Here is a 21,877-nt window from a genome sequence, read left to right as displayed (position 1 = left end):
TCTGAAGAGAAGTTAACCAAGGCCTACAGCCAGCGCAAGTAGCCGACAAACGGTCTCGCAAGCCTCGCGCAACCTTGATTCTCTTTTCAAAAACAAAGAGAAAGCCGTGTCTGGCGAGACGGCTTTCATAGCTTTGGCGATTGTCCTCGCGGCGTTCGCGACGCCGGTGAACCAGCTTAGTTCTGGAACAGGGTGAGGACGTTCTGGGCGCTGGAATTGGCGATCGACAGCGACTGGATCGCCAGCTGCTGCTGGGTCTGAAGCGCGGTCAACCTGCTCGATTCCTCTTCCATATCGGCATCGACGAGACGGCCGACACCTGAATCGATCGAGTCGCTGAGATTGGAGACGAAGCTATCTTGGAGATCGATGCGGGTCGATATCGAGCCCAGCTGCGACGCGGCCTTTGTCAGAGCACTGAGCCCGGTTTCGACGTTGCTAAGCGTCGCATTCAGATCTTCCACGCTCAGATTGGAGATGTTCATGTTGAAGATCGAGCCGTAAGTGCCGTATTCCGAGCCAATGACGCCGGTCGTGGTGTCGATTTCGCCGGTCGCCTGCATTCCGAACAGGACGTTTCCGCTGGCGCTGTCGTCCAGATTATAATCAGTCGTCTGAACAGAAACCTCGCCGTTCGCGCCGCGAACAAAGGACGAAACAACGCTCTTCGTGCCGTTGCCGGCCACCCAGTTCTCGCCGGAGAAGGATGCGGACTGCGCTACGCTCAACAGCTGCTGCTGGAGTTGCCCGATCTCGTCCTGGATCTTGGTCTTATCGACACCGTTCTCGGTTGCCGCGACGACCTTGGCCTTGATTTCGCTGACGATGTTGATGGCGTTGTCCATGGCGGCATAGGCGGTGTCGACCTTCGCGGCACCCAGGCCGAGCGCGTCGGAGACGGCTGAAAGAGCCTTGTTGTCCGAACGCATCGTGGTCGCGATCGACCAGTAGGCAGCGTTGTCCTTGGCTTCGGCGACGCGATATCCGGAAGACACATTGCCCTGTGTCGTCTCGAGATTTGTGTTGATGCCACGGAGTGTCTGAAGTGCGGACATCGCCGCGACGTTGGTCAAAATGCTTGACATGAAAAGAGCGCCCCTTGTTGGCAAACTTTGAAAGAAGGGACATCCCGGTCTGCCGCCGGGAACGGTTCATCAGCCTCATGCCTGCTAACCGCTTCTTAAGCTTGGTTAACATACCGTTTAATGATGGCCACAAGACATGAGTTTGGTTAACAAAAAGTTAACGCCAATAAAAAAGCCGCGCTCCGGAGAGCGCGACTTTCGAAAACCACCCGCCGAAGCGGCGGTGTATTCCAATGCTGGCGCCTGGCGCCGGCGATCTTAGCGGAACAGCGAAAGGATGTTCTGCGAAGAGGAGTTGGCGATCGACAGCGACTGAACAGCGAGCTGCTGCTGAGTCTGGAGTGCCGAAAGCTTGCTGGACTCTTCTTCCATGTCGGCGTCGACGAGGCGGCCAACGCCGGAGTCGATCGAGTCCGAGAGCTTGGAGACGAAGTCCGTCTGGAGATCGATACCCTTCTGCAGCGAGCCGAGCTTGGAACCGAGCGACGTCATGTCCTTCAGCGCGCCTTCAGCGTCGGTGATCAGCTTGTCGATGGCGCCCTTGGTCATCGTGCTGTCGATGTTGAAGTTCGAGATGGATTCACCAGCGTCGTTCGAGCCGGGCTTGTCGAGGATGCCTGCATCATCGTCCGTGAACAGGAGATCGGCAGCCGTCGAGACATAGCCGGAAGTGCTGACGCTGACGCCGTTCGTCGCACGAATGAAGGACGAGACAACAGACATGGTGTTGGTAACGGTCGCTGCCGATACCCAGTTTTCGCCGTTAAACGAAGCCGATGCCGAAATGCTTTCCAACTGCTTCTGCAGCTGCTTGATTTCGTCATTGATCTTAGCTTTGTCGACGCCGTCTTCAGTCGCAGCAACGAGCTTGGCCTTGATCTCGGATACGACGTCGATCGAGCTCTGAACGGCGGTGTAGGCCGTATCGACCTTGGCGGCGCCCATGCCGAGAGCGTCGGAAACGGCGGAGAGAGCGCCGTTGTCGGACTTCATGGTCGTTGCGATCGACCAATAGGCGGCATTGTCAGCAGCCTTGCCGACGCGAAGACCAGACGACACAGCGCTCTGAGTGTCCGAGAGGTTGCTGTTGACGCTACGGAGCGTCTGCAGCGCTGCCATTGCGGAATTGTTCGTGAGAATGCTGGTCATTTTAAAAAGCCCCTTTTTCGGCAATTTTCATACGAAGGGACATTCCGGATTCTTACCGGAAACGGCGGACAGCGTCATGCCTGTTGACCGCGCTTCTTGCTGATCAACTCACCGTTTCGATGAGCCCATAAGACCGCAACATGGTTAAGAAAGACTAAACCCGTCGGGAAGAAATTTAAGAAATAACGGACACTTAGCGCGACGCGTCGTGTAGCCATAAAAAATGCGGTCGGGGAATGCCCGACCGCACCGGATTTCGATATCTTGCGTTTGCCGCTATTAGCGGAAGAGCGACAGGATGTTCTGCGAAGAGGAGTTCGCGATCGACAGCGACTGGATCGCCAGCTGCTGCTGGGTCTGGAGCGCCGAAAGCTTGCTGGACTCTTCTTCCATGTCGGCATCGACAAGGCGACCAACGCCAGAGTCGATCGAGTCCGAAAGCTTGGACACGAAGTCCGACTGAAGGTCGATGCCCTTCTGCAGCGAACCGAGCTTGGAGCCGAGCGAGGTCATGTCCTTAAGCGCGGATTCGGTGTCCGTGATCAGCTTGTCGATGTCACCCTTGGACGTGGTGCTGCCGATGGTGAAGGTGGAGATCGCCTTGCCGGAAGTGCCGGTCGTGCGGTCGAGAATGCCATCTGCGGCAGTGCCGGTGAACAACATATCCGTCGCCGTCGACGTGTAGCCCGAAGTGCTGACGCTGACGCCACCGCTTGAATCGCGGATGAAGGAGGAGACAACCGACATGGTCTTGCCAGAGCCCGAGGTGGAAGAAACCCAGTTTTCACCGTTGAAGGAAGCCGACGAGGCAATGCTCGTCAGCTGCTTCTGCAGCTGCGTGATTTCGTCGTTGATCTTGCCCTTGTCGACACCGTCTTCAGTCGCAGCAACGAGCTTGGCCTTGATTTCGGATACAACGTCGATCGAGCTCTGAACGGCAGTGTAAGCCGTGTCGACCTTGGCGGCGCCCATGCCGAGTGCGTCCGAAACGGCAGAGAGAGCGCTGTTGTCGGACTTCATGGTCGTTGCGATCGACCAGTAGGCGGCGTTGTCGGAAGCCTTGCCAACGCGGAGACCGGACGACACAGCGCTCTGCGTGGACGAAAGGTTGCTGTTGACGTTACGCAGCGTCTGAAGAGCTGCCATTGCGGAGTTGTTGGTGTTAATGCTTGTCATGGATCCGTCCCCGAAATTCAATACCAATGGAGGACATTACCGGACTTATGTACCGGCAATGACGGTTCGGCTTCATGCCACTTGGTCATTCTGCATTGGGACCAAACCCGTCATGTCGAGGATGAATTTCGCAGCAAAACCTTGAGGACTAATTAATGGCACTACGCCATTTCCCAAACAAATACAGATGGTTAACCAGTCGTTAAAGTGTAACTTAAACAGCTTAACGTCATCTTCGGACTCAGCTGCGACGCTCGGTGCTTCCTGCCTCAGGCAAGGTTCGTATGTCATTCTCGATCATAATGGCCTCATTGGGTCCGTGGCCAACCGGCCAGCGGAATCCGATGTTTGCCGCGTAAAGAACTGAACGAGGTTTGAACGTGAATCGTGTGGTTTCGTTTTCCGCAGCATCAAAAGACTATCAGAGTGGGCGCTATACCAAGTCGCTGGAGACGCTGAACGCGTTGCTCGAAACACAGCAGGATGCGAAGACATACGCGTTGTTGGCGCGCACGCTCCTGCAGCTCGGAATGAAAGCCGACGCGGCCATGGCCTTTGCGGTTGCCGGCGACAAGGCGGGACAAGGCGGATCGGAGTTTTCCCGAAAGGCAGCCTTGCTGTATTTCGAGGTCGGCAACCACGACGAGGCCATCAGGCTAGGCCTCCGATACATGCTAAACCAAAGCCTGGACGCAGAACTGGCCTTCGCACTGGCCTCCATCTACAAGGAGCGCGGGCAAGAGGAGCTGCTTAGCCCGTTTGCCAAGGTTCTCGCTGAAAGTAGCAACAGCGACCATACATTGCTTGCGATCAGGCTTCTCAAGAGCGATCCTAACGACGAAGCTCAGGCGCTGCTGATCCGCAACCTTTTCAAACGATTCCCAAAGCTGGTGCCGCTGCGCTTCCTGTATCTCATGTTCGCCAGACACGTTTGCGACCTGACCAGCATCAAGCTTCACAAGCAGATCATCGATGAAAGGATCGCAAGCGGCCAGACGGCGATCCTGCATAACGAAAGTGAATTCTATAATCTCCAATGGTGTGGCGACGAGGCGCTCAACCGCCTGACGTCAAGCATCAACAAGGCTGTGACGGCCGAACAGACCAACGCGCGACGTACGAGGCCGCGTACGTGGGCGAACAAGATCCGTGTCGGCTATCTCTCGAACGACCTCTTCGAACAGCACGCGACCATGAAGCTCATGGGCCGGGTGCTGGAACTGCACGACAGGGAACGTTTCGAGGTAACGCTTTACTGTCACTCGCGCGCGTCGAACCTGGAACACAACACGTTCGACCGAAGCCTTTGGGGCCGCGTTGTCGAAGTGGGCGACCTGTCGGACGAAGCCGTCGCCGAGCAGATGCGAGCCGACCAGATCGACATTCTCGTCGATCTCAAGGGCCCGACTTACGAGACACGCTATCAGGTTCTCAATCACGGCCCGGCTCCGGTCCAGATTTCCTGGCTTGGTTATCCGGGAAGCTTGGGGAATACGGATGTCGACTACATCATCGGCGACCGGTTCGTGCTGCCCGATTCATCGAGCCCGCATTATCACGAAAAGTTCATCCGGTTGCCGGACACCTATCAGCCGAACGACCCCATCCGCCGGCCGACGCCCGGCTTCGTGGATCGCGCCCAGTTCGGCCTGCCTTACGACAAGTTCGTTTTCGCCTCGTTCAACGCCAGCCGTAAGATCACACCGGAAACGGTCGACGTCTGGTGCAATATACTTCGCCGCGCGCCAGACAGCGTGCTTTGGATGATGGCCGTCTCGAAGCAGACGGAATCCAATCTTCGCGAGTATTTCAAGAACCGCGGGATCAATGCCAAGCGTCTCGTCTTCTGCGGCCATGCGGATTACCAGGCCCACATCGACAGGCAGCAGGTGGCGGATTTGGCGCTCGATACCTGGCCGTATAACGGCCATACCACGACGTCGGAGCAGCTCTGGGGTGGCTTGCCGGTTCTCACGCTGAAGGGCACCAATTTCGCCTCGCGCGTAACAGAGAGCCTGCTGAACGCGATCGGGCTTCCAGAACTGGTGGCCGACGATGCGCAGGGCTACGAAGACATGGCTGTCGCGCTCTACGAGAACCCTGAGCGGATCGCCGAGTTCAAGCAGACGATCGACGATAACAAGAGGATCAAGCCGCTGTTCGACGCCGAGCGCTTCTCCCGGCACCTCGAGACAGCCTACGAGATGACCGTCGCACGCGCGAAAGAGGGGCTGGCGCCCGACCATCTCGACGTGCCCTCCCTGCCCGCCAGAACCACACCGTTCTGACCTGAGTAGCAGACACCAAAACAAAAGGCCGGCGATCTGATCGCCGGCCTTTTGTTTTGAAAGATTGGAAAGTGTTGTCCGTGCCGCGCGTCAGTTGAAAGATCGGACCAGGCTGCCGACCAGCAGGTTCCAGCCGTCGATCAGGACGAAGAACAGGATCTTGAACGGCAGAGAGATCGATGTCGGCGGCAGCATCATCATGCCCATGGCCATGGTGATGGTCGCGACGATCAGGTCGATGACGAGGAAGGGAAGGACGACCAGAAAGCCGATTTCGAAGCCGCGCCGGATTTCCGAGATCATGAAGGCGGGAACGAGCACGCGGTAGTCGATCGTGGCGCCCGTATCGACAGTCTGGCCGCGCTCACGGGCGAGATCGACGAAGAGCGCCAAATCCTTGTCGCGCGTGTTGCGGGTCATGAAGGTGCGGAAGGGCTCGGCGATCCGCTCGACCGCCTGCTGCTCATTGATCTGGTTCGACAGGAGCGGCTGAACGCCATCTCGCCATGCCTGATCGAAGGTCGGCTGCATGACGTAGAAGGTCATGAACAGCGACAGCGACAAGAGGATCATGTTCGAGGGGGTGGAGGCGAGGCCGAGGCCGGTGCGCAGAATGGAGAAAGCAATGACGAAGCGCGGAAAGCTCGTCACCATGATCAGGATGCCGGGCGCGACCGACAGAACCGTCAAAAGACCGAAAGTGCGGATGATCCATGCCGCAACCGAACCGTCCACCGGCAGGTTGAGCAGGTTCGACGGGAGCTGCTGCGCATGCGCCAGCTCCGGGACCGCCATCATGGCAGCCAAGATCACTAGGAATCGAATCATTCGATGACGAAGGTCCTGAACATGACTTTCGATACGCGTCCCTGCGCCCGAAGGTCAACACGCTCCTGGATGTCATCCCTAAGATATTCGAAGCCGCGCGGGCCCTCGATCTGCTGCAGCGAAACCGTCCGGATATAGGCCATGATATCCTGGTGGATATCCTCGGCGAGCTTCACGTCCGGCGTGCCGGAGAACAGCAGCGCCACTTCGAGGCGCACCCAGTTCTCGGAGGGATAGGCAAGGTTCGAGGTGATCGGCTCGAGCTGGACAACGTTGTTGGCTTCCGTCGAGATCTTCTGGAGCCCGGTCTCGCCGGCCTTCGCCGGTTCGGCCGCAGCCGCAGGCTGTTCGGCCTGCTGCGCGGATTTCACACTGGGTGCGATCATGCCGCCGACAACCCAACCACCGCCACCGCCAAGGAGGGTCAGGACGGCGAGGCCGATGATTGTCATCATCATCGCCGACTTCTTCTTCGGCTGGCCCTCGGTGCCTTCTGCATCTGCCATTGTGCCGGACCTTAGAGTGGCGAGAGGATATCGACGGCCTGCTGGCCGCGCGGGGGCTGCTGCACTTCCATCAGGCGGCCGCGGCCACCATAGGAGATGCGCGCTTCGGCGATCCTGTCGTAGGAGATTTCGTTGTCGGCGGTCACGTCCTGCGGACGCACGATACCGGCGACGTTCAAGATGCGCAGTTCCTGGTTCAGGCGCACTTCCTGCGAGCCGCTGACGACAAGGTTGCCGTTTTCGAGGATGCCGGTGACGACGGCCGCGACCATCAGGTTCAGCTTGTCGGTGCGCTCGATCTTGCCCTTGCCATCCGTGCTCGTGTCGGAGCCATAGGTGACGTCGGTTTTCGACGACGGATTCCAGCCGAGGATGTTGGCCTGCGCGTCCCAGTTCAGCCCACTGCTGTTCTCGCGACTGCGCTTGCTGTTGTTTTCGAACGAGCCCTTGTCGTTGATCGAGATGTTGACCGTCAGGATATCGCCGACGTTGAGCGCGCGAGCATCCTTGAACAGAGCGGCCTTGGAATCACTCCAGAGCGAGTAGCCCTGGGCGACCTGGCGCGGCTGCTTCGGATACATCGACATCTGCTGGGTCTGGCCATAGGCAAGACCGCTGCCGATCGGGCTCATGGCAGGCGCACGGCCGATCTCGTTGATCGCCTGCGGGGATTGGCAGCCGGCCAGAATGGCTACAGCGGCAATCGCGACCGGGAAACGCTTGTTCATGAGGGGTCCTTCGACGTATTGGGATCGGACGCGCTGGCGATGATGTTGGCGATGACCGCAGCCTTCTGCGGATCCATCTCATTCAGGATCAGGCTCGACTGCGTGGCGTTCAACCGCATGATCACGGCGGCCGCCACTTCGACCTTCACTTCCTGAAGCTGCAGCGCCGCGGCGTCCGGCTTCATCTTCTTGTAGATATCGGTCAGCCCGGCCTCGGCCTGCTTCAGGAAGTCGTTACGACGCTTCAGCCAGTCCTGATACTCGTCGCGGCGCTTCGTCATTTCGGCCATGCGGCTATCGACGTCTGCCCGGAGCTTGTCGAGTTCCTGCTTCTGCAAAAGATAGCGCTGGTCACGCGCCGGCTCGGCGATGTTGCTGCAGAACTGCTTGATTTCTTCCTCGGAGGTAAGCTCGCCGCCTGCCGAGGTGCGCGCTTCCTGCGCGAAGGCGCCGGGAATGGTCAGCATGACGACGGCAGCCGTGGGCAGGACCAGGCGTTTCGCCAGTTCCGAAACCGTCATGTTCGCGAAAGAGATCTTCGTCATTGCAGGACTAGCTCCGCTTGCAGCGCACCGGCCGATTTGATGCCCTGCAGAATGGCGATGATGCCATCCGGCTTGACGCCGATGTTGTTGAGGCCGGCGACCAGGGTCTTCAGGTCAGGTCCGTCGAGCAGAGCCACATTGCCACCCGTCTGCTGGGCCTGAATATCCGTCTGCGGCTGGACGGCGGTGACACCACGCGAGAAAGGCTCGGGCTGGATGACCTGCGGCGTCTCGGTGACCTGCACGGTCAGCGTGCCATAGCTGACGGCGACCGGTGAGACGCGGACGTCGGCGCCGATGACGATCGTGCCCGTCCGCTCGTTGATCACGACCTTGGCCGGCGTATCGGTCTCGACAGCGAGATTTTCGATATCCGCCATCAGGCGTGTCAGATCCGCTTCGCGCGGCTTCTGGACGATCACTTCCTGCGCGTCCTTCGGCTCGGCAACCGGGCCGCCGAAACGCGCGCGGGCGTAACCATTGACGACGTCGGCGATGCGCACGGCGGTCGAGAAATCCGGATTGCGCAGCTGTAGGACGAGATTGACCGAATCCTTGAAGCGCGATGGAAGCTCGCGCTCGATGATGGCGCCGCTCGGGACGCGACCGGCCGTCGTCACACCTTCGGTAACCGTTGCAGCCTGGCCCTGCGCCGTGAAGCCGGAGACGACCACCGAGCCCTGGGCGACGGCGTAAATCTGGCCATCGGCACCCGAAAGCGAGGTCATGATCAGCGTTCCGCCCCGTAGCGACGTGGCATCACCCAACGAGCTGACGTTGACGTCGAGCCGGCTGCCGGGGCTTGCGAAGGGCGGCAGGTTGGCGGTGACCATAACGGCCGCGGTGTTCTTGGCGTTGGACTGGCCGCCCTGCGTGGAGATGCCGAGGTTCTGCAGCATCGCGCGCATCGACTGTTCGGTGAACGGCGATGCACGGAAGCCGTCGCCGGTCCCCTGGAGACCGACGATCAGGCCGTAGCCGATCAGCTGGTTGTCACGGCCTGCCTGCAGCGAGGCAATATCCTTGATGCGCGAGCTCATCGCCGACGCCGGCGTGACCGCCAGGACGTTCGGCGCGAGCATTGCGAGTGCTATGAAAAGACGAAGCAGGATCTTCATTTTGCAGCCACATGTATGGTGCCGTTCGCGAGCACGGTGCCGCTGACGATGACGCCCGAATCCATGTTGCGGACGCGGATCATCTGGCCGGTCATGCCGTCTTCAAGCGGGGAGCCGGCGGCCGAGATCGCCATCGGGCCGACCGTGAAGATCAGGCGGGTCTGGGAGCCGCGCGTCACCGTAAAGGGTTCGCGCAGCGCCGAGATGGAGATCGACTGACCAGGAAGCAGAGTGCGCTTGGAGATCATGCCGTCCACCTGGCCGATGGTCTTGGCGTAATCGCCCTGCAGGTTTGGGTTGGTGACCTCGACTTCCTGCAGCTGGGCGCTGGAGATCGTTTCGCCGGGATAGATGATGGTGGTCGGAATGACCGCGTAACCCAAATCGGTGGCGGCAAAAGCCGCTGGCGACGCAAGGGTCATGGCCGCAACGAATGCGGCTTTCGCCCATCCACGAAGATGTTTTCCCCGGCAAAACGTCATGTTTCGGCCCTTCCCTGTTACTTCAGGTTCTTGCTGACGATGGAGGCCATTTCGTCGGCGGTGGTGATGACTTTGGAGTTCATTTCGTAAGCGCGCTGTGCCGAGATCAGCTCGGTGATTTCCTTCACCGGGTCGACGTTGGACGATTCCAGGTAGCTCTGCTTGAGATAGCCGTAGCCCGGATCGTCAGGCGTGCCGACGACGGGCTGGCCGGAGGCCGGCGTTTCCTGGAAGAGGTTGTCGCCGAGTGGCTTCAAACCTGCTTCGTTGACAAAGTCGGCGATCTGCAGCTGCCCGAGAGTCGTGGGCGCTGTCTGGCCCGGCAGCACCGCGGTGACTTCGCCGGAGCGGCTGATGGTAAGCTGCGTCGAACCGACGGGAATGGTGATGTTCGGCGCGACGGTGTAGCCGTCGACGGTCACGATCTGGCCGGTTTCGTTCTTGTTGAACGCGCCGGCGCGGGTGTAAAGTGTCGTGCCGTCGGGCGCCTGGATCTGGAAGAAGCCACGGCCGATCAGGGCCACGTCGAGGTCGTTGCCGGTCTGGGCAAGTTCGCCCTGGATGTGCAGGTTGCGGACAGCAGATGTCTGGACACCGAGACCGATGTTCGCGCCCTCGGGCACGATCGCCTGGTTGGCGCGGTTTGAGACGCCCTGCGCACGTTCGGTCTGGTAGAGCAGATCCGTAAACTCGGCGCGGGCGCGCTTGAAGCCTGTGGTGTTGATGTTCGCGATGTTGTTCGCGATGACCTCAAGATTGGTCTGCTGGGCATCCATGCCCGTTGCTGCAATGGCAAGCGCTCTCATGGCTCAATCCTTAAAATCAACTACATCTGCATCTTGGTTACTTCGAGGAAGGCCGAAACGACCTTGTCTCGAATGGCAATCGCGGTCTGAAGGGTCTGCTGCGCCTGCATCACGGCATCAACGACTTCACGCGTCGTGGCGGTACCCTTGATGGCTTCGAACGACATGTTTTCAGCGCCCTTGATCGAATTGACGGCACTGGTGGCCGCATTGCCGAGGACGGAAGCGAAGCTGGCGTCGTTGGTGGCGCTCTGGGCGGACGACGAAGCCTGAGATTTGCCGAGATCGACGCCGCTCAGATCGCGCGTTACCGACAGGGAGCTGAGGCTGTTTATGCTGTTAATCATTATTGGCTCTTCAGAAGGTCGATTGTCGATGAAACGAGATCGCGGGTCTGCTTGATGACCTGCAGGTTGGCGTCGTAGGAGCGGTTGGCTTCGCGCATGTCGGCCATCTCGACCAGCATGTTGACGTTCGGAAGCTTGACCACACCCTGGGCGTCCGCAGCAGGATTGTTGGGATCGAATTCGGTGCTGAACTTCGATTCATCGACGCCCAGCTTCTTGACGTTGACCGTCGTCACGCCCGATGCGCGGTCCATGGCTTCGCCGAAAGTTATGGTCTTGCGACGATAAGGATCGGCGCCTGGAGTATCCCCCGTGGAGCGCGAGTTTGCGATGTTTTCCGAGACGATGCGAAGACGCGTCGACTGCGCCTCAAGGCCGGAGGCTGCGATTTTGGAAGCGGCTGACAAAGGATCCATGTTCTTAGCTCTTCACTGTCATAAGCATCAAGCGGTTGAAAGATCCGACGAGCGAGGTGTTCAGCTCATATTGGCGCTTGATTTCGCCAGCCTTGGAGAGCTCCTCGGCGAGACCAACCGTGTTGCCCGATTCCTGTACGCCCATCTCTTCGTCGAGAGCGGCATCCTTGACGTCGATGTCGTTCTTGGTGCTGAGATCGTTGCCGCTCAGATGCGCGGCATTGGTCCGCGCCATCGCCACGTCCGAATGGTCGAGAACGGCCTGGAAAGGCGTGATGTCCTTGGCGCGATACTTAGGCGTGTTCGCGTTCGCGATGTTGCCGGCAACGACTTCCTGACGAATCGTCAGCCATTCCGCCTGCCGCGAGGCCAAGTCGAACAGTTGAATCGGTTGCATGGAACTCTCCTTTTTACTGCCGTGAACCTAGGTCGGTAATCTTGCGTCAGACTTACGGAGAATGCGTTCTTGCTTCATAAGGGCGAGCTGGATGGAGAGATACGAAAAAGGCTCCCCCGCGGTGCGGAGGAGCCTCAAGACCTCATGTGTTCCCGACCTGGGTTACGTCAGTAGACTTCGCCTTTGGACGTGATGATCACCCACTTGCCGTCGCGCTGTTCCAGCGTGGCGAGGCGGCTTTCATCCGGCAGGATCGAGCCCACGCGAACGACATACATGCCCGATGTGTCCTCGATCAGCGCGCGGCCATTGGCGACGTGCAGTAGGCGGAAGGCCGACTTGCCGGGGAACGGCTGATCTTCGGCGGGCGCGCCCTTGTTGTCTTCCTTGCCGATGGAGGAGACCGTTGCCGTCGTCAGCGGATCGACAGGGACCTCCGGCTTTACTTCCGGCGGATTCTTGTTGGCCATCGCCAGCGGTGAAACGCTGAAGACATTGCGCGCCGGCCAGTTCGGCAGGTCGCGCGTGCGGTCGCCCTCGGCGACATTGAGGCCGAACTTGTTCTCGTTGAAGAACACGTACCACGGAAAGATCGCGGACGCGCCGGCGAGCAGCAGGCCGGTTATCGTGAGCACGCGATCGTTGAACGTCGACCTGCGACGGCCCTGCGGCTTCAGCGGCGGAATCTTTTCGTCATCGTCGAAATCGGTCACGTGTGGTCTTTCTATCTTCAAGCGTCGGCTATCTTCTAGTTCGGTTATCTGCGTACCGGCTGGTTGCCGATGCCGGCCGCCGCCTTCAGGGCTCCCGCCAAATCGGCAAAGGAATCCGGGGATGGCTGATCGCCGGGCGATTGCTTCAATACGTCGTAAATCACGGGCACCTGCTTTACCGCCATATCGAGATCCGGATCGGCGCCCTGTCGGTAACCGCCAATCAGGCGAAGGTCGCGGGTTTCCTCGTAACGATGAACGAGCGCCTTGAGGCGCGAGACGAGCTTCTCCTGATCCGGCGTCCAGGCCTTTCTGGCCAGACGCGAGATCGAGGCGAGCGGATCGATCGGCGGATAGCGGCCCTCATCGGCGAGGCTGCGCTGGAGCACGAGGTGGCCGTCGAGAATGCCGCGCGTGGAGTCGGCGATCGGGTCGTTGTGATTGTCACCATCGACGAGGATCGAAATGATCGCGGTGATGGTGCCGGTGCCCTCGGGGCCGGGGCCGGCGCGCTCGAGAAGGCGCGGCAGTTCGGTGAAGACGGATGCCGGATAGCCGCGCGCGATCGGTGGCTCGCCGGAGGCGGTCGCGACTTCGCGGATGGCGTGGGCGAAACGCGTGACGCTGTCGACGATCAGGAGCACGTTGTCGCCCTGGTCGCGGAAATGCTCGGCGATGGTGATTGCGGTCAGCGGTGCCATCTTGCGCAGCATCGGGCTCTCGTCGCTGGTCGCCACGACCACGACGGATTTCTGCATGTCGGCGCCGAGCGTATCCTCGATGAACTCGCGCACTTCGCGGCCACGTTCGCCAACGAGCGCGATCACGACCTTGTCGAAGGCGTCAGCGCGCGCAAGCATCGACAGAAGGGTCGACTTGCCGACGCCCGAGCCGGCGAAGATGCCGAGGCGCTGGCCCAAGCAGAGCGGAGAGAAGATGTCGATCGCGCGCACGCCGGTCTTGAAGCCCTTCTCGACACGCTGGCGCGTCATCGAGGGCGGTGCGGTGTTGGAGATTGACCGGCGCTTCAGTCCCTCGACAACGGGTCCCTTGCCATCGATCGGCTCGCAGAGCGAGCTGATGGTGCGGCCGCACCAGCTGTCCGATGGCGCGATGCGGAAGGCACCCTTGCGGATGACTGTGTCATGGATGCCGATCGGCTCGCCCGGCTCGATGGGGCAGACATAGGCAAGATCAGGCTCGACGCGAACGACTTCGCCGAGATGCACGCCCGTTGACGACTTGTGGGCGACGAATTCTCCGAGGCGGAGATGGCGCGACAGGCCCGTGACCGTGTAGTGACCGGTGGCGATCGTCTGTACATGCCCGCCGGGCGCGATCATGAAATCGGGATTGGCGTAGCGTGCGGAGAGCGCTTCGAGATGGGTGAGCTTCTTGGAAAGCGCCGCCTCGGTCAGCTGTTCATTGCCCATGGATCAAACCTTCCGCTTAGCGGCTACCGCCCAGCGTCTTGATGGCTTCGCCGAAGGAGGATTCGCTGTCCTTGGTGAGCGAGGTCATGCTTTCGAAGGCACGGTTGACCTCGATCAGCTGGGTGATTTCGCGCATCGCGTTGACATTCGAATTTTCGAGATAACCCTGCTGGACGCCGACATTGAAGCGGTCGGTGACGGCGGTCGGCGTCTGGGTAGTCATGATGCCGCTGTTTTCGTAGCGGAGATAACCCTTGGAGATGTCAGCCTCGAAAAGGCCCAGCGAGGCGACCTGCCGGTTGTTCTGGTAGATCATGCCGTCGGCGCCAACCTTCGGCTCGCCAGCGGTTCTGTCGAGCATGATCGGCCCGCCGCCGGTGTCGAGCACCGGATATCCGCGCACGGAGACCAGCTCACCGTTATCGGTCAGCGTGAAGCGGCCATCCTTGGTTAGGACCCGGCCGGCCGGCGTGTCGAGCGAGAACCAGGCATCGCCCTTGATCGCGAAATCGAGCATGTTGCCGGTGTGGTTCATTTCACCATTGTCGGCGGACAAATAATCGTTGCCCTGCGAGACGTATGCGATCTTCGCGTTGAGCTTGTTATCGGTCTCGCCAATCAGCTGATTGAATTTGACCTCGGTGCCGCGGAAGCCGGTCGTGTTCACGTTCGCCAGGTTGTCCGCGATCGTGTCGAGGCGACGCATAAGTGCCATCTGCGACGACAGCGAAACATAAAGACCGGATTGCATCGGGGTAGGCTCCTGGCATTGGCGATGAACGTTACGAAACCAGGGCGTTTGCAGTGTGTTCGACCCCGATCCCGCTGAGGCGGCATCTCAGACATGGGCATGGTGGCCCATTCGTCACCTGTAGATTGTCACCAAATCCTTGCGCGAAGCTGGCATCTGGAATGCTTGGTAAAAAGCTTGCCGGAAAGCTTAATCGTCAAGGCAAGGATCAGCCTCACGCAAGCCAGCCCTCCTATCCCTTCGGTTGAAAATAACGATCAGGTTTGGACTGGCGATGAATATCATTATCGGATTTGTGATTGTCTGCGGCTGTATCGTCGGCAGCTTCATGGCCATGGGCGGTCACATCGACGCGCTCTGGCAGCCCTTCGAGCTCGTCATCATCGGCGGCGCCGGCATCGGCAGCTTCATCATGGCCAACCCGATGAAGGTCGTGAAAGACTCGGGCAAGGCGCTTGGGGAAGCCTTCAAGCATTCGGTTCCGAAGGAGCGCAACTATCTCGATACGCTCGGTGTTCTCTATTCGCTGATGCGCGACCTGCGCACGAAGTCGCGCAACGAGATCGAAGCTCACATCGACAATCCGGCTGAATCCTCGATCTTCCAGTCCGCGCCGACCATCCTGAAGAACAAGGAAATCACCGCGTTCATCTGTGACTACGTTCGCCTGATCATCATCGGCAACGCACGCAGCCACGAGATCGAAGCGCTGATGGACGAAGAGATCAACACGATCCTTCACGACAAGATGAAGCCCTACCACGCCATCCAGACGATGGGCGACGCCTTCCCGGCAATCGGTATCGTCGCGGCCGTTCTCGGCGTCATCAAGGCCATGGCGCACATCAACGATTCGCCTGAAGTTCTCGGTCACCTGATCGGCTCGGCGCTCGTCGGCACCTTCCTCGGCATTCTGCTTTCCTACTGCGTATGCTCGCCGATCACCTCGCAGATCAAGATCGTGCGCTCCAAGCAGCACCGCCTCTACGTCATCGTCAAGCAGACGCTGCTTGCCTACATGAACGGCTCGGTTCCTCAGGTCGCTCTCGAATACGGCCGCAAGACGATCTCGGCTTACGAACGTCCCTCGATCGACGCCGTCGAGCAGGAAATGATGAACCCCGGTGGTGAGAACAAGGCAGCCTAAACGGACATGAACGCTCAACTCCAGAAACCATTGATGGACGACGCACTGCTCGCGAAGCTGACAGGCAGGCTGGGCGACAAGGCGACGGTCGAAAAGCTCTGCGCCGCCTTCGGCGACGTCTACCGGGTGTTTCTCCCCGATGTCATCAAGAGCGAGACCGACCTCGACGTACAGGTCAACTATCTCGGCTGCCACGCCGGCTACAAGCACGACCTGGTCGCCGATCTCGGAGAGAGCGTCACGCTGGTCGACGGATCGCTTCGCAACTGGTCGACCGACTTCACGTTGTCGTGCGGCAACGGTTTCATCATCACGCTGATGGAGCACCTGCTTGGCGCATCGCCCGAGACGGTCGAGCAGCCGGCAGATCGCCTGCTGTCGATCATCGAGCTTGAACTTGCCGTCACGGTGTTCGAAAAGATCGCCAACGTGCTTCGCTCCGCCGTCAATGCGCCCGGTGGCTTCGAGCCTAGCCTCGAGCCGCCGCACGCCGCCGAGACGCGCCCGAAGGCGCCGGACGACAAGCCGGATGAGTTTGCTGCCGCGATCAACATGACGATCACGCTTTCCGGCATCACGTCGGAATTCTCGCTGATCGTTCCCCAGGCGGCGCTCCTGAAGACGACCGTTGTCGTGCCACGCGCCAAGAACGCATCGGCCAACTCGTCAGAATGGACAGAGCAGATGAGCGAGCAGGTTCGCCGCTCGCAGGTGACGCTGGAAGCGAAGATCCATCTTCAGGAGCTGACGCTGCGCACCATCTCCAAGCTCGCGGCCGGCGACGTCATTCCCTTCCTGGACAGCGGCGATGTCCGCGTCGATGTCAGTGCCAACAGCAAAGAGCTTTACGTGTGCGAGTTGGGGCGCTCGGGCGAGAATTATACCGTCCGGGTGAAGGATACGATCAACTCGGATGACGACCTCATCCGCTACTTAATGAATTAACCGATTTCGGCCCCCACCCCTCAAGGCAGGTTGAGGCAAGTTTCAACTGGAATAGTGATTTCATGGCGACGAAAAAAACAAAGAGCACCGATCTCGAGCAACCAGGCAACGAAGCCGAGCTTGATCAGGCTATCGATGACCTGCGTGGCGTGCTGAAAACCGACGCGGACGGCGGCATGCCCGATTTCGGCGGCGGCGACCTCGACGCGTTTGGCGGCGGCACCGATCTGTCGGCCTTTGGTGGCGATCTGGAGACCGGCACCGACACCGACTTTGGTGGCGGCGATTTCGGTGGCTCCTCTGACTTCGGCGGCGTGTCCGATTTTGGCGACAGTTCGGCGACCCCTGGCGTCGCGGCCCCGCTTGGCAGCGCGATGCAGTCGAATATGGATCTGATCATGGACATCCCGATCGATGTTCAGATCATGCTCGGCAGCAGCCGCATGCAGGTCTCGGGCCTGATGAACCTGAACGAAGGCGCCACGATCGCGCTGGACAAGAAGATCGGCGAGCCGGTCGAAATCATGGTGAATGGCCGCAAGATCGCGCGCGGCGAGATCACCGTTCTCGAAAATGACGACACACGTTTTGGCGTAAAACTGATTGAAGTTTTAGGTACTAAGAAAGCCTGATCCCGCTGTAGGGACGGAGAGGTTAGACCATGATGGACTTTGACGATTTCGGCGGCGCTCTTGCCGAGAAACCGTTGACCCAGGCTGAGAAAGCAGCGGCCGTTCTCCTCGCGATGGGGAAAGGGGTTGCTGGCAGACTGTTGAAGTATTTCACGCAGGCCGAACTGCAGACGATTATCGGATCCGCGCAGGCTCTGCGCGCGATCCCGCCGGATGAGCTGCTCGGCCTCGTGGCCGAGTTCGAGGATCTGTTCACCGAAGGTGCAGGTCTTATGGACAACGCCAAGGCGATCGAAAGCATCCTCGAAGAAGGTCTGACGCCCGACGAAGTCGACAGCCTGCTTGGCCGCCGCACGGCGTTCCAGGCCTATGAAACCTCCATCTGGGACCGGCTGGGCGAAGGCGATCCCGCCTTCATCGGCAAGTTCCTGCTGCGCGAACACCCGCAGACAGTGGCCTACATCCTGTCCATGATGCCCTCTTCCTTCGGCGCCAAGGTGCTGATGCAGATCCCCGACGGCCGTCGCGCCGACATCATGAACCGTACCGTCAATCTGAAATCCGTCAGCCCGAAGGCGGCACAGATCATCGAAAAGCAGGTCATGACGCTGCTCGCCGAGATCGATGCCGAGAAGAACTCGATCGGCTCGACGAAGGTTGCCGAGCTGATGAACGAGATGGACAAGCCGCAGGTCGATACCCTGCTCACATCGCTCGAATCGATCAGCCGCGAATCGGTCAACAAGGTTCGTCCGAAGATCTTCCTGTTCGAAGACCTGATGATCATGCCGCAGCGCAGCCGCGTCATGCTGCTGAACGACATTTCCGCGGATATCCTGACCATGGCGCTGCGCGGCTCCTCTTCGGAAATGAAGGAAGCCGTTCTCGCCTCGATCAGCCCGCGCCAGCGCCGCATGATCGAATCCGACCTGCAGAGCGGCACCACGGGCATCAACCCGCGCGAGATCGCGATCGCACGCCGCGCCATCGCGCAGGAAGCGATTCGCCTGGCCAATTCCGGCCAGATCCAGCTCAAGGAAGGCGAAGCCGAGGGTGCGGCTGCCGCCTAAGCCGCTGTTACTGTGTACAGATAGGCCCGAGACGAACGCCGCGATTGATCGCGGCATTTCCGGGGACTACAAAAGCAAAGGTCGCGCGCTGGCGCGGCCTTTTCTTTTTGACTAGGAGTCGCGACCGTGGCGGACGACGACAAGGAAAGTAAAACAGAAGCGCCTACCGCGAAAAAGCAAAGCGACGCGGCAGAGAAAGGTAATACCCCCTTCTCGCGCGAACTGCCTCTCTTCGCCACGGTTCTCGCCACCTACATTTATCTCATCTTCTTCCTGCCGAATGGGCTCAGCGTCGTCGGCGCATCTCTCAAGGATATTTTCGAGCAGCCGGATCAATGGAAGATCGACACCGGAACTGACGTGTTGTCGCTCTTCGTCCACCTCGGCTGGGTCAGCGCGCAGCTGCTCGCTCCGGCGATGATTCTCTTCATGGTGTTCGGCGTCGCCGCTTCGATCGGCCAGAACCTGCCGGTGCCGGTTCTCGAACGCATCAGGCCGCAATGGTCGCGCATATCGCCAGCCAAGGGGTGGTCGCGGCTCTTCAGCCTGCAGGGGCTTATCGAGTTCGGCAAGTCGCTGACGAAGATCGTCATCGTCGGCGTCGTGATGGTGCTCCTGCTTCGCAGCGACTATTTCGCATCGATCGATGCAATGTTCTCCGACCCACGAACGATCTTTACCCGCATGATGTCGGGAATGCAGAAGATCACGTTGGTGGTTTTGATTACGACCGCGCTGGTGGCGATCGTCGACTTCTTCTGGACGCGCTATCACTGGTTCACCGAGCTGAAGATGTCGCGCCACGAAATCAAGGAAGAGAACAAGCAATCGCAGGGTGACCCGTTTGTGAAGGGCCGCCAGCGCGCGCTGATGCGCGACCGTGCAAGACGCCGCATGATCGCCAACGTGCCGCGCGCGACCATGGTCATCGCCAACCCGACCCACTTCGCCGTTGCCCTGCGCTACGTGCGCGAGGAAAACGACGCGCCTATCGTCGTTGCGAAGGGCCAGGACCTAATTGCGTTAAAAATCAGAGAGATCGCAGAGACGAACGGAATACCGGTTTTCGAAGATCCGCCGCTTGCGCGCTCCATGTTTGCGCAAGTCTCGGTGGATAGTGTCATCCCGTCAGTATTCTACAAGGCCGTCGCGGAGCTCATTCATCGGGTGTACGCGGCGCAGGCCAAGAACAACCGGGTAAGATAAACGAATGAAAAAATGCCCCTACTCTGCCCAGCGCGAGAAGATTCTTGCCGAAGCAATCAGCCCAGTCGCCACCGAATTGCGGTTGCTGGACGCTTCGGACCTGATTTCGATCCTGCGATTTGAGTATTACGGCAATCTTTCGGACCTCGTTTCCTCGGCCGCCGAGATGTTCTTCCATCCTGGCACCGTCAATTTCGGCCATGGCGGCAGCTATACGCTCGAATGGGGCGGCAAGCCGGAGGTTGTCATCGACCTCGAGATCAAGCCGCGCGGCGTCACCGTCTACGCGCAGCTGACGCTCGCCGCAGAGCATGCCGGCATCGAGATCAACCACATCGCTTTCGAGAACCCTTCGTCGAACCCGCACGAAAACACAGCGTTTCTCGAGCAGAGCCTCAATCAGGCGCGCTACAATGTACCGCCACTTCAGGCGCTCGCGAGCTAACTAATATTTCTCAGCTGATGTAGCCAAGCCGGATCGCCTTGGCGATCGCCTGGATGCGGTTGACCGAATCCAGCTTGATCGTCGCAGAACCGAGATAGGCATTGACGGTGTGCACCGACAGGCCGAGCTTGTCTGCGATTTCTTCGCTGATACGGCCGTCGCCGGCGAGCTGCAGGCAGGCGATCTCGCGTTCGCTGAGCGCTTCGGCTGCGGCCACGCGACGCTCGTCGAGCGACAGCAGGTCGATCATCACCTGGCAGGCGCGGCCGTGCAGATCAACGACCATGTCGTTCGGTGGATCAAGATCATCGCCGGTGAAGACAACAAAGCCGTTGCCGATCGCGCCAAGACGAACGGGGAAGGCAAGGCCGGAGAACGGCACGAGGCCATCCGGAAGCCGCACGACGAAGGGAGCCATGCCGATGGCGCCGGGGAAGCTGCGATCGTGGCTGCCAGCCCAGGCGAGCGGCAGGAGCGACTTCTCGACATGCTCGATCAGCGCATCGCCGTAAGCATCGACAAAGGCCTTGTGCAGCGAGGCATTGGCCGAACCCCAGTTCTCCAGCTCGCAGATTAGGCGCTGCTTGGCCGGCAGGCCCGAGCCCGACATGCGATAGACCGCGAAGTTCTGCGCGTCGGCCAGCTTCTGCATGGCGACCAGACGCGGAAAGAGATCGGATCGGCTGCTGACCCTGTTGGCGCGCGTGGAGCGCGAGATGGTGTCGGAGCTGCTGATCGACCGGCCCGATGCATATGCCATGAGCGCGCCCTCCTTACACCAGATTGTTTCTGACAGCGAAAGCGATGGCCTCGGAACGGGTCTTCGTTGCCGTTTTGCGCATGACGCTGGTGATGTAGTTGTTGATCGTGTTTCGCGAGATGCCGAGGATCATCGCGATCTCGTCGCTGGTCTTGCCTTCGGCAATCCAGAAGAGACACTCAAGTTCGCGATCGGTCAGTTCGAAATCACGATCCGCCTTCGTGCCGCTATACTGCAGCAGGCTCGTATAATAGGCGGTGAGCAAACCGACATCCCTCAGGCGCTCCTGCGAGAGGATGAAGCCATCATCGAACAGGAACATCAGCGCCAGGCGCGAACGCCCGATATTGAACATCAGCGAGCAATATTGGCGGCTAGCGCCATCGGGAATATCTGCCGTCTCAGGCAGGACGGAGAAGTGCGGCTGGAAGAGCTGCATGCACTTTTCAAGCTCGGTGGCGCGACCGAAACCGCCGACAAATGCTTCGGCGAGATTGGTGACGAGGTCGAAGGGCCAATCAGACGAGACCACGAAATCGAGGCCAGCTTCCTGCAGCAGATCAGCGCGTGCCAGGAGATAGTGCGAAGCCCCCACATAGTCGGTCAGGATGCGCAGCCCCGGCTGCAACCTTCCCGTGCCCGCTATTTCACAAAGCTGGGCAATGAGTTCCGAGCGCGATGACAGGTTGGTCGCAGCAATCCCGACGAAGTTCCCTGTCCTCGTTTCGCTCTTGAGAGCTTGCAATATATGCATGTCCATTGGCAATTCCTGAGGCTGAGAACTTATCACGAAAAAAGCTTGATCACGTCTTTCAGCAAAGAAATGCACCTTCTCCGCGAATCATCCAAAAGGTACGTCAATGAGAGCAAATCACCATCTCCGAGTTCTGGGGATTTACTTTCG

The 21,877-nt window shown here is 59.6% G+C and carries 24 protein-coding genes and 2 pseudogenes; 7 read left to right on the top strand and 19 right to left on the bottom strand.

Features of this window, described 5'->3' with window-relative positions:
* Positions 1-176: 176 nt before the first annotated feature.
* The 4 genes and pseudogenes from J5286_RS03565 to J5286_RS03555 form a co-directional block, all read right to left on the bottom strand.
* Positions 177-1,085 (bottom strand): flagellin N-terminal helical domain-containing protein, encoded by a 909-nt coding sequence (locus J5286_RS03565; RefSeq protein WP_209189171.1) that lies wholly within the window; start codon positions 1,083-1,085, stop codon positions 177-179.
* A gap of 258 nt (positions 1,086-1,343) precedes the next feature.
* Positions 1,344-1,598 (bottom strand): annotated as a pseudogene (locus J5286_RS31700) (flagellin); the annotation flags it as partial.
* A gap of 155 nt (positions 1,599-1,753) precedes the next feature.
* Positions 1,754-2,234, bottom strand: a pseudogene (locus J5286_RS31695) (flagellin N-terminal helical domain-containing protein); the annotation flags it as partial.
* A 279-nt stretch (positions 2,235-2,513) separates the two neighbouring features.
* On the bottom strand, positions 2,514-3,410 hold the full coding sequence (locus tag J5286_RS03555; protein ID WP_209189169.1) for a flagellin N-terminal helical domain-containing protein: 897 nt from the start codon (positions 3,408-3,410) through the stop codon (positions 2,514-2,516).
* Between the two features lie 380 nt (positions 3,411-3,790).
* On the opposite strand from J5286_RS03555, the gene J5286_RS03550 reads away from it, so the two are divergent.
* The gene (locus J5286_RS03550; RefSeq protein ID WP_209189168.1) at positions 3,791-5,698 is read left to right on the top strand and encodes an O-linked N-acetylglucosamine transferase, SPINDLY family protein; all 1,908 of its coding nucleotides are present in this window, start codon (positions 3,791-3,793) and stop codon (positions 5,696-5,698) included.
* Between the two features lie 90 nt (positions 5,699-5,788).
* On the opposite strand, the gene fliP is transcribed toward J5286_RS03550, so the two are convergent.
* The 13 genes from fliP to flgF all read right to left on the bottom strand — a co-directional run bounded on the left by fliP (position 5,789) and on the right by flgF (position 14,768).
* Positions 5,789-6,526, bottom strand: a complete 738-nt coding sequence (gene fliP, locus J5286_RS03545; RefSeq protein ID WP_047507422.1) for a flagellar type III secretion system pore protein FliP — start codon at positions 6,524-6,526, stop codon at positions 5,789-5,791.
* On the bottom strand, positions 6,523-7,032 hold the full coding sequence (locus J5286_RS03540; protein ID WP_209189167.1) for a flagellar basal body-associated FliL family protein: 510 nt from the start codon (positions 7,030-7,032) through the stop codon (positions 6,523-6,525). Before J5286_RS03540 ends, fliP begins: the two co-directional genes overlap by 4 nt.
* A gap of 11 nt (positions 7,033-7,043) precedes the next feature.
* Complete coding sequence (gene flgH / locus J5286_RS03535) at positions 7,044-7,760, bottom strand: flagellar basal body L-ring protein FlgH (protein WP_047507417.1); 717 nt, start codon at positions 7,758-7,760, stop codon at positions 7,044-7,046.
* Complete coding sequence (locus J5286_RS03530) at positions 7,757-8,305, bottom strand: MotE family protein (protein WP_209189166.1); 549 nt, start codon at positions 8,303-8,305, stop codon at positions 7,757-7,759. Before J5286_RS03530 ends, flgH begins: the two co-directional genes overlap by 4 nt.
* Positions 8,302-9,423: a flagellar basal body P-ring protein FlgI gene (locus J5286_RS03525; protein WP_209189165.1), complete on the bottom strand. Its 1,122-nt coding sequence runs from the start codon at positions 9,421-9,423 to the stop codon at positions 8,302-8,304. The genes J5286_RS03530 and J5286_RS03525 overlap by 4 nt, the downstream gene beginning before the upstream one ends.
* Positions 9,420-9,905: a flagellar basal body P-ring formation chaperone FlgA gene (gene flgA, locus J5286_RS03520; protein ID WP_209189164.1), complete on the bottom strand. Its 486-nt coding sequence runs from the start codon at positions 9,903-9,905 to the stop codon at positions 9,420-9,422. Before flgA ends, J5286_RS03525 begins: the two co-directional genes overlap by 4 nt.
* 17 nt (positions 9,906-9,922) lie before the next feature.
* On the bottom strand, positions 9,923-10,711 hold the full coding sequence (flgG, locus tag J5286_RS03515) for a flagellar basal-body rod protein FlgG (RefSeq protein WP_026282992.1): 789 nt from the start codon (positions 10,709-10,711) through the stop codon (positions 9,923-9,925).
* A 20-nt stretch (positions 10,712-10,731) separates the two neighbouring features.
* A complete protein-coding gene (gene fliE / locus J5286_RS03510) occupies positions 10,732-11,058 on the bottom strand; it encodes a flagellar hook-basal body complex protein FliE (protein ID WP_112942777.1) in 327 nt (108 codons plus the stop codon).
* Positions 11,058-11,474 (bottom strand): flagellar basal body rod protein FlgC, encoded by a 417-nt coding sequence (gene flgC / locus J5286_RS03505; RefSeq protein ID WP_209189163.1) that lies wholly within the window; start codon positions 11,472-11,474, stop codon positions 11,058-11,060. Before flgC ends, fliE begins: the two co-directional genes overlap by 1 nt.
* Before the next feature lie 4 nt (positions 11,475-11,478).
* Positions 11,479-11,871, bottom strand: a complete 393-nt coding sequence (flgB, locus tag J5286_RS03500) for a flagellar basal body rod protein FlgB (RefSeq protein WP_112942779.1) — start codon at positions 11,869-11,871, stop codon at positions 11,479-11,481.
* A 167-nt stretch (positions 11,872-12,038) separates the two neighbouring features.
* Positions 12,039-12,584 carry a flagellar protein gene (locus J5286_RS03495; RefSeq protein ID WP_209189162.1) on the bottom strand — a complete coding sequence of 182 codons (546 nt, stop codon included), beginning with the start codon at positions 12,582-12,584 and terminating at the stop codon, positions 12,039-12,041.
* 44 nt (positions 12,585-12,628) lie between these two features.
* Positions 12,629-14,017, bottom strand: a complete 1,389-nt coding sequence (gene fliI, locus J5286_RS03490; protein WP_112942781.1) for a flagellar protein export ATPase FliI — start codon at positions 14,015-14,017, stop codon at positions 12,629-12,631.
* A 16-nt stretch (positions 14,018-14,033) separates the two neighbouring features.
* Positions 14,034-14,768 (bottom strand): flagellar basal-body rod protein FlgF, encoded by a 735-nt coding sequence (gene flgF, locus J5286_RS03485; protein WP_209189161.1) that lies wholly within the window; start codon positions 14,766-14,768, stop codon positions 14,034-14,036.
* A gap of 274 nt (positions 14,769-15,042) precedes the next feature.
* Between flgF and motA the strand changes: the two genes are divergently transcribed.
* The 6 genes from motA to J5286_RS03455 all read left to right on the top strand — a co-directional run bounded on the left by motA (position 15,043) and on the right by J5286_RS03455 (position 20,213).
* Entirely contained in the window at positions 15,043-15,915 is an 873-nt protein-coding gene (gene motA, locus J5286_RS03480) for a flagellar motor stator protein MotA (RefSeq protein ID WP_018898423.1), read from the top strand.
* A gap of 6 nt (positions 15,916-15,921) precedes the next feature.
* Positions 15,922-16,860: a FliM/FliN family flagellar motor switch protein gene (locus J5286_RS03475; protein WP_209189160.1), complete on the top strand. Its 939-nt coding sequence runs from the start codon at positions 15,922-15,924 to the stop codon at positions 16,858-16,860.
* 62 nt (positions 16,861-16,922) lie between these two features.
* Positions 16,923-17,492 (top strand): flagellar motor switch protein FliN, encoded by a 570-nt coding sequence (gene fliN, locus J5286_RS03470; RefSeq protein WP_047507388.1) that lies wholly within the window; start codon positions 16,923-16,925, stop codon positions 17,490-17,492.
* A 29-nt stretch (positions 17,493-17,521) separates the two neighbouring features.
* The gene (gene fliG / locus J5286_RS03465; RefSeq protein ID WP_018898420.1) at positions 17,522-18,562 is read left to right on the top strand and encodes a flagellar motor switch protein FliG; all 1,041 of its coding nucleotides are present in this window, start codon (positions 17,522-17,524) and stop codon (positions 18,560-18,562) included.
* A 126-nt stretch (positions 18,563-18,688) separates the two neighbouring features.
* Positions 18,689-19,768: a flagellar biosynthesis protein FlhB gene (gene flhB, locus J5286_RS03460; protein ID WP_209189159.1), complete on the top strand. Its 1,080-nt coding sequence runs from the start codon at positions 18,689-18,691 to the stop codon at positions 19,766-19,768.
* A 4-nt stretch (positions 19,769-19,772) separates the two neighbouring features.
* On the top strand, positions 19,773-20,213 hold the full coding sequence (locus J5286_RS03455; RefSeq protein ID WP_018898418.1) for a BspJ family T4SS effector nucleomodulin: 441 nt from the start codon (positions 19,773-19,775) through the stop codon (positions 20,211-20,213).
* A gap of 10 nt (positions 20,214-20,223) precedes the next feature.
* Here J5286_RS03455 and visR read toward each other — a convergent pair whose 3' ends face one another.
* Positions 20,224-20,973: a transcriptional regulator VisR gene (gene visR / locus J5286_RS03450; protein ID WP_209189158.1), complete on the bottom strand. Its 750-nt coding sequence runs from the start codon at positions 20,971-20,973 to the stop codon at positions 20,224-20,226.
* 13 nt (positions 20,974-20,986) lie between these two features.
* Complete coding sequence (gene visN, locus J5286_RS03445; protein WP_209189157.1) at positions 20,987-21,733, bottom strand: transcriptional regulator VisN; 747 nt, start codon at positions 21,731-21,733, stop codon at positions 20,987-20,989.
* Positions 21,734-21,877 lie beyond the last annotated feature (144 nt).

Origin of the sequence: Rhizobium sp. 16-488-2b (assembly GCF_017741815.1) — a bacterium.
Lineage (GTDB): Bacteria > Pseudomonadota > Alphaproteobacteria > Rhizobiales > Rhizobiaceae > Rhizobium.
This window is presented reverse-complemented; position numbering and strand designations above follow the sequence as displayed.